The organism is Ohtaekwangia koreensis, from assembly GCF_900167975.1.
Taxonomy (GTDB): Bacteria; Bacteroidota; Bacteroidia; order Cytophagales; family Cyclobacteriaceae; genus Ohtaekwangia; species Ohtaekwangia koreensis.
In genome coordinates this window covers 7,501-19,839 of record NZ_FUZU01000002.1, presented here as the reverse complement: position 1 = coordinate 19,839, position 12,339 = coordinate 7,501, and the positions used below count along the sequence as shown (strand labels likewise).

10 protein-coding genes (1 of these 10 only partly in view) are annotated in these 12,339 nt (G+C 41.0%); all 10 read left to right on the top strand.

What is annotated here, in order from left to right:
* Positions 1 to 19 precede the first annotated feature (19 nt).
* Complete coding sequence (locus B5Y40_RS12835; protein WP_079687204.1) at positions 20 to 2,806, top strand: outer membrane beta-barrel family protein; 2,787 nt, start codon at positions 20 to 22, stop codon at positions 2,804 to 2,806.
* 357 nt (positions 2,807 to 3,163) lie between these two features.
* Positions 3,164 to 3,754 carry a TetR family transcriptional regulator gene (locus B5Y40_RS12830; protein ID WP_079687203.1) on the top strand — a complete coding sequence of 197 codons (591 nt, stop codon included), beginning with the start codon at positions 3,164 to 3,166 and terminating at the stop codon, positions 3,752 to 3,754.
* Positions 3,755 to 3,765: 11 nt separating this feature from the next.
* Positions 3,766 to 5,088 carry a TolC family protein gene (locus tag B5Y40_RS12825; RefSeq protein ID WP_079687202.1) on the top strand — a complete coding sequence of 441 codons (1,323 nt, stop codon included), beginning with the start codon at positions 3,766 to 3,768 and terminating at the stop codon, positions 5,086 to 5,088.
* 19 nt (positions 5,089 to 5,107) lie between these two features.
* Positions 5,108 to 6,184, top strand: a complete 1,077-nt coding sequence (locus B5Y40_RS12820; protein ID WP_079687201.1) for an HlyD family secretion protein — start codon at positions 5,108 to 5,110, stop codon at positions 6,182 to 6,184.
* A gap of 10 nt (positions 6,185 to 6,194) precedes the next feature.
* On the top strand, positions 6,195 to 7,772 hold the full coding sequence (locus B5Y40_RS12815) for a DHA2 family efflux MFS transporter permease subunit (protein ID WP_079687200.1): 1,578 nt from the start codon (positions 6,195 to 6,197) through the stop codon (positions 7,770 to 7,772).
* A 174-nt stretch (positions 7,773 to 7,946) separates the two neighbouring features.
* Positions 7,947 to 8,861: a glycerophosphodiester phosphodiesterase family protein gene (locus B5Y40_RS12810; RefSeq protein WP_245840542.1), complete on the top strand. Its 915-nt coding sequence runs from the start codon at positions 7,947 to 7,949 to the stop codon at positions 8,859 to 8,861.
* A 76-nt stretch (positions 8,862 to 8,937) separates the two neighbouring features.
* Positions 8,938 to 9,936, top strand: a complete 999-nt coding sequence (locus B5Y40_RS12805) for an adenosine kinase (protein ID WP_079687199.1) — start codon at positions 8,938 to 8,940, stop codon at positions 9,934 to 9,936.
* Positions 9,937 to 10,090: 154 nt separating this feature from the next.
* The gene (rpmH, locus tag B5Y40_RS12800) at positions 10,091 to 10,252 is read left to right on the top strand and encodes a 50S ribosomal protein L34 (RefSeq protein ID WP_079687198.1); all 162 of its coding nucleotides are present in this window, start codon (positions 10,091 to 10,093) and stop codon (positions 10,250 to 10,252) included.
* Positions 10,253 to 10,306: 54 nt separating this feature from the next.
* Positions 10,307 to 10,687: a ribonuclease P protein component gene (rnpA, locus tag B5Y40_RS12795; protein WP_079687197.1), complete on the top strand. Its 381-nt coding sequence runs from the start codon at positions 10,307 to 10,309 to the stop codon at positions 10,685 to 10,687.
* 108 nt (positions 10,688 to 10,795) lie between these two features.
* Positions 10,796 to 12,339: the 5' portion of a S41 family peptidase gene (locus B5Y40_RS12790; protein ID WP_079687196.1), read on the top strand. The gene runs 106 nt beyond the window's last position; 1,544 of the gene's 1,650 nt are visible here — the first part of the coding sequence; its start codon is at positions 10,796 to 10,798; its stop codon lies beyond the right edge, outside the window.

Sequence of the window (12,339 nt, the reverse complement as noted above, 5' to 3'; positions counted from 1 at the left end):
GATTTCATAAACTCATACTATGAAGCGACTTTTAATATTTCTCCTATTCATAACGCAGCTTTCACTGGCGCAAAAGATCACGATTACAGGGCAAGTGGTTGATTCCGTTTCTCATGCTTTGCAAGGCGCTACGGTTATTTTGTTAAATCCAAAGGATTCATCGCTGGTGAATTTCGGGGCCTCCAATAATTCCGGGCAATTTGAAATTAAGAATCTGGAGAAGATAGAGTATATATTAAAGATCACGTATGTAGGGTATAAAACATATTCTTCGTTGCTACATGTTACAGAAAGTGAAGTTATGGATCTGGGATTAATAAAGATGTACCCTGCGCAGACAAAGCTCGATGAAGTAGTGATCCAGTCAGAAAAAATACCCGTAGTGATAAAGCGCGACACGATCGAGTATAATGCGTTGGCGTTTAAGACTAACCAGAATTCCAATGTAGAAGAATTATTGAAAAAACTTCCCGGAGTTGAAGTAGATAATGATGGAACCATTCGCTCCCAAGGCGAGCAGGTAAAGCGAATAACGGTGGATGGCAAAACTTTTTTTGGAACCGATCCTAAATTGGCTACGCGGAATCTTCCTGCTGATGCCATAGATAAAGTGCAAGTGTTTGATAAAAAATCCGATCAGGCAACATTCTCGGGTATAGATGATGGTCAGCGTGAAAAGACTATAAACCTTGAGCTGAAGGAGGAAAAGCGTAATGGTATATTTGGCAACGTACAAGGTGGAGTAGGTACAGACGATCGCTTTGCGGCCAAAGCGAATCTTAATCGATTCAGAAAAGGTCAGCAACTTTCCGTTCTCGGTATGGCTAACAATACCAATGAACAAGGTTTCTCTATGGAAGAATATATGAGCTTTACAGGTGGTGCGCAACAATTAATGAGTGGACGCGGTCAGGTAAGTGTTCAGCTTAATTCGAATAATCAATCTGGTATACCGTTAAATATAGGCGGACGCAACAGCGGAATCATGACGAACTATGCTGGCGGTGTAAATTTCAATAATGAATTCAATAAAAAAACGGAGCTTAATACAAGTTACTTCTACAACTACCTCGATCACGATATAGATGCTACAACCGAGCGTACCAATTATTTATCAAACGGCAATCTTCAATTTAATCAACATAGCAGGCAGTTGAATACGAATGCCAATCATCGTGTTAATGCTACGCTGGAACATAAGCTGGATTCTATGAATTCATTGAAAATGGTTACGAGTGTTACGTATAATGAAACAGAATCCAATACAAAAAGTGAAAGCCAAAATCTGGATGCTGGCGGTATACTTCAAAATGAAAGTATCGGAAGTACGTCTTCCGCTGGCAGTTCAGTAAATCTGAATACAAATCTGCTATGGCGTCATCGCTTTTCCCGGAAGGGGCGTACGCTTTCCGTCAATGGACAGTTGAGCGTTACGGATAGTGATCGTGATGGTGATCAGAATGCTACAAATATATACTATACCGAAGGGGAGATGGTAAACAACGTGTTACAAACCAATATACAGGAGACCAACACGGTAAGCTATAGCGGCACACTTTCCTATACAGAACCACTCGGCAAGCGCAGGTACCTTGAAGCGAATTATACCTTCAGACAGAATTTGAATGATGTTGACAAACGGGTTTATGATGTGGAGAATGAGGACTATGTATTTAATTCTTCACTCAGCAATCAGTATAAGAGCGATTATCAGTATCACCGTGCGGGACTTAATCTCAGAATGGTTCGGTCAAACTATAATCTGACTTTTGGAAGTAGCCTTCAACAAACTTACCTCGATGGAGATTTGATTTTACTGGATCAGAAGATTTCAAAGTCATACCAGAATATTTTGCCGGTCGCGCATTTCAATTATGATTTTTCTACAACGAAGCATCTTCGCTTTGATTATGAGACGTCAGTACAAGAACCAACGATTCAGCAACTGCAACCTGTGGTTGATAATAGTGATCAGCTTAACTGGTATATAGGGAATCCGAATTTACGGCCTGCCTATGCACACAATGCACGGTTGAACTTTATGACGTTTGAGCCGGGCAAGTTTGTAAGTTTCTTCGCTTTTGTAGATGCTACCTATACGAAAAATTCGATTACCACTGCACAGAGCTATACGGAAGAACAAGTTCGTATATCGACACCGGTAAACGTATCAAGCAACACGCGTATCAATACCGATGCTACATTTAGTTTTCCGATACAGAAGTTTGGCAGCCGCTTTAGTTTATCTGCGAATGTTACAAGGCAAAGTGGTGTAAATGTTGTTGAGGAAGTTGAAAGCGGAATCCTTCAAAAGACTTATGGTGGAAGGTTGCGTTATGACTACCGCTATAAAGAAGTCTTTGACGCAAGTTTAAGCGCTAACATCAGTCGCCAGTCCACAGACTATGAGTTCAACAAATCATCCAATCAATTATATTTTAATAAGACATATACAGCAGAAGCAAATCTTACTATTCTGAAAAATTACCAACTGAGTTCATCACTTGAGTACCTGGTATATGAAAGCAAAACGACAGATTACAAGCAGTCTATTCCGTTGGTGAACCTTTCCATCTCTCGATTCTTACTAAAAGCTAAAAGTGGCGAACTTAAATTTTCAGTAAACAATCTTCTGGATAAGAATATAGGTGTATCACAAACAGCTGACGTTAATTACTTTCAACGCCAGACTACAAATTCTTTAGGTCGTTATTATATGGTCAGTTTTATTTATGCGATCAACAAACAGCTAAACCCAATGGGCATGCGTCCTCCCCGGGGAGGCATGATGCGCATTATCCGATAAGACTTCAGATTCTTACATAAGTCACTGTTCAGTTTTATTGTTTCATTACAATATGTATGGAGCAGTGAGATTGAGCAGTGATTTTTGTTTTGCACCTTGTGAATCCAGAATTAATATCACCAGCCCTGGTGATAAGTGATTTCACGCCTGACAGAAATATGTCGGTATAATCAGTGACGCACGCTCCTTGGCTGCATCTAATTTTATCATCGTTAAGTTAAAAAATGAATCAAATTTGAAAATCATTCATTTGCTACAACCGTTTGAAACTCTGTTAATACGGCTTAAGAAAATAATTTTTAAACAATTGTTTAAAAATTAAACAACCGTTTAACTTTGCGCCTCGTTAAGACGATTATGACAAGTGAAAAGATACTTTCTGCGGCACGTGAGCTTTTTGAAGAAAAAGGCTTTGACCTGACCAGTGTTCGGGAAATCGCAACGAAGGCTGATGTAAATGTCGCGTTGATTAACTATCACTTTGGTTCCAAAGAAAACCTGCTGTTGGCGGTTATGGAGCAATCAGTGGATAGCACCCGACTGAAGCTTCACAATATTAATCAGTCTGCTTCCTCTTCGGAAGAGAAGTTATTGCAAGTGATCGATCTATATGTTGAGAAAATCTTTTCTAACTGCAAGTATCATCAGCTTATCCATCGTGAACTGTCAACAACGCAGCGTCCAGAATTAGTGGAAGGTATCAGCAAAATTCTAAACAGAAACAGTTCGGAGTTACGCAAGCTTCTGGAAGAAGGTCAGAAAAAGAAGGCCTTCAAAAAAGATGTAGATATAGATATGGCCATGGCGACTTTGTTTGGTGTAATGTATCAGACTACACATTCGATTTTCAGAAAACGGTGGTTGCGTGCTAACGAGGATGACGAGAGCTACAGACTACGCGTGAAAAAATATCTCAACGATCTACTCACAGGTTATTTAGTGAAATAAGAATATATACCATGTACAGAAAAATCAGTATTCTAATAATCGGCCTGCTTACCGCACTGCAGTTGCAGGCACAATCGGTTAAACGGCTTACGCTGAAAGAGGCCATCGATCTTGGTGTTGTCAACAGTAAGCAACTGATCGTGTCCAATGCTAAAGTAAAAGAAGCACAGGCGAAGCTTCAACAGGCGCAAGACAAAGTAATACCAGAAGTTGGTGTTAGCGGAACCTATTTACATCTGAATACTCCCAACGTTAGTTTTTCACAAGAATCATCTTCGAACGGTGGAAGTTCTGATTCACCACTCGCATCGTTGGCTAATTTACACGATATAGCATTGCTGCAAGTCTCTGCATCGTGGCCTGTGTTCAACGGTTTCAGAACCAGGAACACTAAAATTATGAACGAGTACCTGGAACAGGCTGCTCAGTATGATGCACAAACTACGAAAAGCAACGTTGCACTCACAATAGCGAAAGCTATATATCAATATTATGAGTTACTGGAAACCCGTAAAACGATAGAGGAGAATCTGAAACAGGAGCAGCAACGTGTAACTGAATTTAAAAATCAAGAGGCGCAAAATCTTTTAGCGCGTAATGATCGGTTGAAGGCTGAATTGCAGATGAATAATGTAGAGCTTGCTCTTACTGAAGTAAATAACAATGTAAAGCTTGCCGACTATAATCTTGCTATACTCTTAGGCTTGCCAGACGAGACTATCGTAGAGATTGATACTGTTGGGATGTTTGAATTGGCAAAGCTTACTACCTGGGATGAATACCTTCAGACAGGACTTGCAAATCGTACTGAATTGAAATCTGCAACGGTACAGGTAAAGGCCGGAGAATCCGGGTATAAAATTGCAAAGGCTAATCGCCTTCCAACCGTAGCCCTAACGGCCGGATATGTAAACGCCTTTATACCGAATGTAGTCAATATCACCAATGCTTTAAATGGAGGCGTATCCCTGAAATATAGTATAACCGGTGCTATACATGCTTCACATGGTATGCAGGAAGCGCGGGCACGCGTTGAACAGGCAGAAGCTTCCAGGCAGATTATGACAGACCAGGTGAAGGTTAATATCCGTGAAAAATATCTGAATTGTCAGAAGTCACTGGAGCAACTCGCGATCACTGAAAAAGCAATCGAACAAGCGGAAGAGAATTTTCAGATCTCTCAGAATAAATACAAACAAGGTTTACTCATTCTTTCCGATTACCTGGAAGCTGATGTCGCATTACTTCAGGCACGGATCAACTATGCTACCACGCGAGCAGAAAGTATGATCGCTTACTACGAACTTCAGGAATCAGTCGGAACTCTTCAATAAAAGCATTGTAAAATATAGTATGGAAACTAAAACTAACAAGAATAAAAGATTTGCTCTGGTGCTGGGCGTATTGGTTTTGGCAGGAGCAGCATTTGGTATAACAAAATATATCCATAGCCGGCATCATGAAGAAACTGATGATGCGCAGGTTGAAAGCGATATCAGTCCGATCATTCCAAAAGTACCCGGCTTTATAGCGCGCCTGCTGGTTGATGATAACTCCGTAGTAAAAAAGGGAGATACACTGGTTGTGTTGGATGATCGTGACCTTGCGTTGCGTGTTCTGCAGGCAGAAGCGGCATTAGAAAATGCAAAAGCAAGCCTCGCTGCTGTAAGAGCCGGATATACTACATCTCAGGAAAATGTATTGAGTTCCAAATCAACGCTGCAGGCATCGGAAGGAAATATAGAGATCGCAGAAGTAAGAGCACGAAGAGCGGAGCAGGACTTTAAACGTTATGAGGAATTGATCAAAACAAATTCGATAACGAAGCAACAATATGAGCAGGCAGAAGCTGAACGTGATGCTGCCCTTAAACAACTTGAAGTAGCCAAGCGTCAACGCGAAGCAAGTTTCCGCGAAACGTCAGCTCGTAAAGCACAGAGTACCGTGAGTGATCGAAATATAGCATTGGCTGAGACTGTCGTAAAAGAGCGTGAAGCCGATGTAGCGTTTGCTAAGCTTCAATTGTCGTATGCTTATATCACGGCTCCTGCCGCCGGTGTTATCTCGCGCAAGAATGCACAGGTAGGTCAATTGGTACAAGCCGGACAATCACTTTTTGCATTGGTAACAGAGCGACAGAAATGGGTTGTTGCAAACTTTAAGGAGACACAGCTTGAAAAAATGAAACCCGGACAGGAAGTCGAAATTGAAGTTGATGCTTTTCCGCATGAATCTTTTAAGGGAAAAGTTGAATCTATATCTCCGGCAACGGGCGCAAAATTTGCGCTCTTACCAGCCGATAATGCATCTGGTAACTTTGTAAAAGTAGTACAACGTATACCGGTAAAAATAGTACTGACTGAATCGCAGGAGAAAGCAAGTCTGTTGCGTGCCGGTATGAATGTGATTGTTGATGTACATATAGATTAACCGAGATCAGATGCTTCAGCAGGAATCATTGGTCGAGTATGGTTTTAACCGGGTAATCATCACCATTACTGCGGTGATGTGCGCCTTGCTTGAAATCATTGATACGACTATCGTAAATGTGGCGCTCAATGAGATGAAGGGAAACCTGGGCGCTACCTTGAATGATGTAAGCTGGGTAATTACTGCATACGCTATTGCCAATGTGATCATCGTACCACTTACGAGTTGGTTGTCACAGCAGTTCGGTAGAAAAAATTACTTTGCTGTTTCCATTATCATCTTTACAGTGTCTTCCTTTTTGTGTGGTAACGCCACAAATATATGGGAGCTTGTGTTCTTCCGCTTTATACAAGGACTTGGAGGAGGTGCTTTACTCGTAACATCTCAGACAATTATTACGGAAGTATATCCGCCTGAGAAACGTGGTATGGCCCAGGCGTTGTACGGCATGGGTGTGATTGTTGGTCCTACACTAGGCCCTCCGTTGGGTGGATATATAGTAGACAATTTTTCATGGCCCTACATCTTCTATATAAATATACCGATCGGAGTTATTGCAACACTCTTGACATTGTCGTACGTAAAGAGTCCGAACTATGGCGGTAAAAAATCATTATCAGACGTTGACTGGTTGGGAATCCTATTCCTGATTTTGGCTGTCGGATCTCTTCAGTTTGTATTGGAGAAAGGACAGGAGCATGATTGGTTTGAAGATATATGGATCATCACTTTTGCCGTGGTTGCCGTCTTAGGAGTATACTTGTTCATTTGGAGGGAACTTGTTGCGAAAGATCCGGCTGTTGAATTGCGGGTATTAAAAGACCGGAATCTTGCTATAGGAACAGTTCTCTCCTTTATCCTTGGCTTTGGTTTATACGGATCAACCTTTGTTATACCGCTGTTCACGCAAAATGCTTTGGGATGGACTGCACTACAATCGGGATTGATGTTGGTTCCCAGTTCAGTAGCCACCGGGTTGATGATGCCTATTGTAGGGAAAGCAATTCAGAATGGTATATCTCAAAAATACTTGATAGCCTTAGGCTTCTCTATATTCTTCGGATTTAGTTTGTGGGCCTATACCATCATTACTCCGTTTACAGGTGAAGGTGATTTCTTTTGGATGTTGATGTTGCGCGGTGTAGGACTTGGATTTTTGTTTGTACCTACTACCACACTTGCACTCTCATCTCTAAAAGGAAAAGAGATTGGTCAGGGTGCTGCATTTACCGGTATGGTTCGTCAGTTAGGTGGATCATTTGGAATAGCGTTGATTAGTACCTATATAAGTCGCAGAAGTGTACAGCATCGCGCAGACCTTGCAAATCACATCTCACCGTATGATCTGGATGTGCAAGAACGTCTTGCAGGTATGAAAGCAAATTTCCTTACAAATGGCGCTGGTGCAGATCAAGCCTCCATGCAGGCAAATAAACTCATGGACCTGATGGTAACGAAGCAGTCCATGTTACTTACCTATATGGATGTCTTTTTGGGTATAGGAATATTTTTTCTCGTATGTGTTCCATTTGTATTGATATTAAAACCGGCAAAAAATAAAGTCGACATGAGTAATGTAGGACACTAGTATATATAGTGGAGTCGATAGGCATCCACATGCAGTGCAGAGTCAGGAGGGGTATAGGATTAGGGGTTTGGCCTGACTCCCGCGCTGTATGTGGATGTTTTTTTATAACCGAATGCTAATGCGTACTTCATGCGTGGAGCTTGGAGGTTGTCTACAGCAGTTTTATCTTGGGGCATGATAAAATACATTGTACTGCTATTGGTAGCAACATCCATAACATCTTTCGCCCAGGTCTATATGCCAAAATTTGAAGTACAAGGTCATCGCGGTGCACGCGGTCTTAAGCCTGAGAATACCATTCCTGCTTTTATCATAGCATTGGATTCCGGAGTGATGACCTTAGAAATGGATGTCGTTATCACGAAGGACAAACAAGTAGTACTTTCTCACGAACCATTCATGTCAGCTTCCATTTGTCTGGATACAGCAGGTCATCCTATAGCGGAGAAAGATGAAAAAAAGTATAACATCTACGAGATGCTATATTCCGATGTGAGTAAATATGATTGCGGTTCAAAAGGGAATGAAAAATTTCCACAACAGGAGAAGATCGCGGTAAGCAAGCCTCTTTTACGCGATGTAATCATTGCCGCAGAGAGTCATATTAAAACAACTACGCAATACGAAGTAGACTATAACATTGAGATCAAGAGTACACCAGACGGTGATAAAAAATATCATCCCGGTGTAGAAGAATACTCGGATCTCGTTTATAAAATCATCAATGAATATTTGCCGCTCGAACGTGTTGTTATCCAATCGTTTGATTTCAGAGTGCTGAAGTACTGGCATAAAAAATATCCCGGAGTACGGTTAGCAGCGTTGGTAGAAAACATCAAATCCATAGACGCCAACCTGAGGGACCTTGGTTTTAATCCTTCTATATATAGTCCATACTATAAGTTGTTGTCAAAGGATAAAGTAAATACACTTCACAAAAAGAAAATCCGTGTTATTCCCTGGACTGTGAATGATGAGAAGGAAATGATTTCATTGAAAGGTATGGGAGTTGATGGGTTTATTACAGACTATCCTGATCGTGCCCGTAAGTATAAAATGACATTGAATATGAACGTTCAAAAGAAATAACACAGTCGTACAACAGACACAGATACTGTATTCTTCTATTTATTCTGTATTCTTGCGGGAAAAATCTGAAACCGGAATGAGCAAAAAGTATAACGTCTACGGCATTGGCAATGCGATCGTTGATATTGTAACCGAAGTTGATCATGACTTCTTTGAAAAGAATGGTATAGAGAAAGGCGTTATGACGCTGGTAGATGAAAAGCGTCAGCTCGAGCTGATGAAAGTAATCGACATGCAGAAAAGCAAAATGACCGGTGGGGGTTCCGCAGGGAATACTGTGGTTGCAATCAATCAGTTTGGCGGGAAAAGTTTTTATTCATGCCTCGTAGCACATGACACTCTTGGTAAATTCTTTTTGGATGATCTGAAGAGAAATGGCGTTGATACAAATCTGAAATACGAAAATTGTCCTGAAGGACATTCCGGTCGCTGCCTGGTGATGACGTCACCGGATGCGCATCGTACCATGAATACATTTTTAGGAGTGAGTTCTTTTCTTTCACCTGAGCAGTTAGATGAAAGCGCTATCAAAGACTCTTCATATGTATACCTGGAAGGTTATTTAGTAGCTAGTCCAAAAGGACTTGAGGCGATAAAAGAAGCAAAGCGTATTGCTGAAAAAAATAATGTGCAAGTAGCACTCACATTCTCTGATCCAAGCATGGTGAAATATTTCCCGAAGCAAATGGAAGAGATAGTAGGAGCCAGCGTTGATCTTCTTTTTTGTAATGATGAAGAGGCTATGATCTTTACCGGAACATCAACCATCCTCGAGGCACGCGAAAAATTAAGACAGGTTGCCAAGAGATTCGTGATCACACTGGGTGCCAACGGAGCATTGATTTTTGATGGCGACACTTTTATTCAAATTGAACCTTACAAAGTTCAGGCGATCGATACCAATGGAGCAGGCGATATGTTCGCGGGTGCCTTTTTATTTGGTATCACCCACAATCATAGTTATGCAGAAGCTGGAAAGTTAGCGTCTCTGGCATCATCACGGGTAGTAACACAATGGGGTCCAAGACTCGATCCGGAACAAGCGAAGAAAATATTGGCAGATTTAGTTGCCTGATTTTTGTTCAAATAGAAAATTGAAATCGCAGATAACTACGGTTTTTAACAGATTATGACCATCTTGGAAGAAATCCTTGTAGGATGGTTTGTAAAATCGGCAAATCCTGGCCATCTTTGCAGCCCTTAAAAAGTAAGGGTAAAAACGGATTACTATGAAACGTACATATCAACCTTCCCGCAGAAAGAGAAAGAACAAACACGGTTTCCGTGAGAGAATGGCTTCTGCAAACGGACGCAGAGTGTTAGCTTCCCGTAGAAGAAAAGGGCGCAAGAAACTTACTGTTTCTGACGAGAAGACCTTAAAGCATAAATAGATCCCTTTCGGGTAGTTCAATTCCCTGAAAGAGATTGAATTAATTTTGATCTCCATGGGGAAATTTACGTTCCGTAAGGAAGAACGACTTATAAAGGAAAAACAAATACAGGAACTCTTCGACAAGGGTTCCTCTTTTTATTTGTTCCCGTTCAAGGTGTTTTTTATGCCCGGTCCTGAGCCGTTAGAGCATCACCAAGTTCTGATCTCTGTTTCTAAAAGAAACTTTAAACGCGCCGTTGATCGAAATTTGATTAAAAGGCGAATGAGAGAGGCCTATCGCTTACAAAAGCAATTCCTGCCGGAAGCACCATTGATGATCGGGTATATCTACGCTCACAAAGAAATTTTGCTATTCGAGGAGATTAAGCGCAGAATGCTTCAGTCATTCAAAAAAATCCCCAAAGCCCCGGTTAAAAATTCCGGAAGCGTTTAACCTCAAAACTTCTGATGATATAGATATAGGGAGTAAATCGAATACTCTTTATATTTACTTAGCATCCGTTCGCATTTGCACAAGAGCCAGCAACCAGAAAGCTATTATATGTGGAGAAGAATTAAATGGCCATTGATTCTAGTACTCGGTGTAGTACTTGCATTCGCTTTTAGAAGACCTGCAGAGAAGTATTTCGACATTGCAAAGAGCCTCGACATTTTCGCCACGCTCTTTAAAGAGATCAACGCTTACTATGTAGATGAGGTCGAGCCACAGAAGCTCATTCGAAAAGGGATTGATGGAATGCTGGAATCGCTTGATCCGTACACAGACTATATACCGGAAGATGAAATTGAATCTTTTCGTATCTCAACCACTGGTCAGTATGGTGGTATAGGAGCATTGATCGGAATCATAAATAAAAAAACAGTCGTAACATTTCCCTATAAAGATTTCCCAGCGTATCGCTCGGGGATTAAAGTTGGAGATGAAATCATTTCCGTGGATGGAAAAGATGTGCAGGGAAAATCAACATCAGATGTTAGTGCATTACTTAAAGGCCAACCTAAAACGGAGATCGAAATTAAAGTAAGGCGTTACGGACAAAAAGATGATCTCACATTTAAAATCAAACGTGAAAAAATAAGCATTGATAACTTGGCCTACTATGGTTTGGTGGAATCGGAAATAGGATATATCCGTCTGGATGATTTTACTTCTGGCGCAGCCAACGAGGTTTCCAGTGCGTTGATTGAATTAAAACAAAAAGGCGCAAAAAAAATCATTTTAGATCTTCGGGAAAATCCAGGAGGGCTTCTGCATGAAGCGGTGAACGTAGTAAGTTTATTTATTCCTCGCGGTGAAGTAGTGGTGTCGACAAAAGGAAAAGTTGAAGAGTGGAATAAAACATATACTACATTAAATAGTCCGGTTGATACACAAATTCCAATGATTGTATTGGTAAGCGAAGGAAGCGCTTCGGCTTCGGAGATTGTAGCCGGCTCACTTCAGGATTATGATCGTGCTGTGCTAGTAGGAAAGAAAACTTTTGGAAAAGGACTTGTGCAAACAACACGTCCATTGGCCTATAATTCTCAGCTGAAAGTAACAACAGCCAAATATTATGTTCCTAGCGGGAGATGTATCCAGGCGCTTGATTATACGCATCGAAAAGATGATGGGACTGTAGAGCGTGTAGCCGATTCGTTAAAATCGGAATTTAAAACCAAGCAAGGAAGAAAAGTTTATGATGGAGGAGGTCTTGATCCTGACGTTACGGTTGAATACGAACCTGTCGGCACGGTCACCTCTGCGCTAATAAGTTCCGGGTGGGTATTTGAATTTGCATCGCGTTATTGCGCGGAGAATTCGAATCAACCAGACCTGAAATCTTTCCACCTTACCGATAATGATTATGAGAAATTTATGAAGCTCATTAAGGAAAATAAATTCTCATACTCTACATCCCTCGAACGAAATACCAAACTGTTGATTGAGACAGCGAGGAAAGAAAAATATTATAATGAACTTGAGGGACAGTTGAATTTGTTGAAAAATAAAATCGATGCTGGCAAGTCTACAGATATGATACGGTTCAAAAGTGAAATCAAGCAGATACTTGAGGAGCAAATTGCTTTTCATTATTCGCAGAA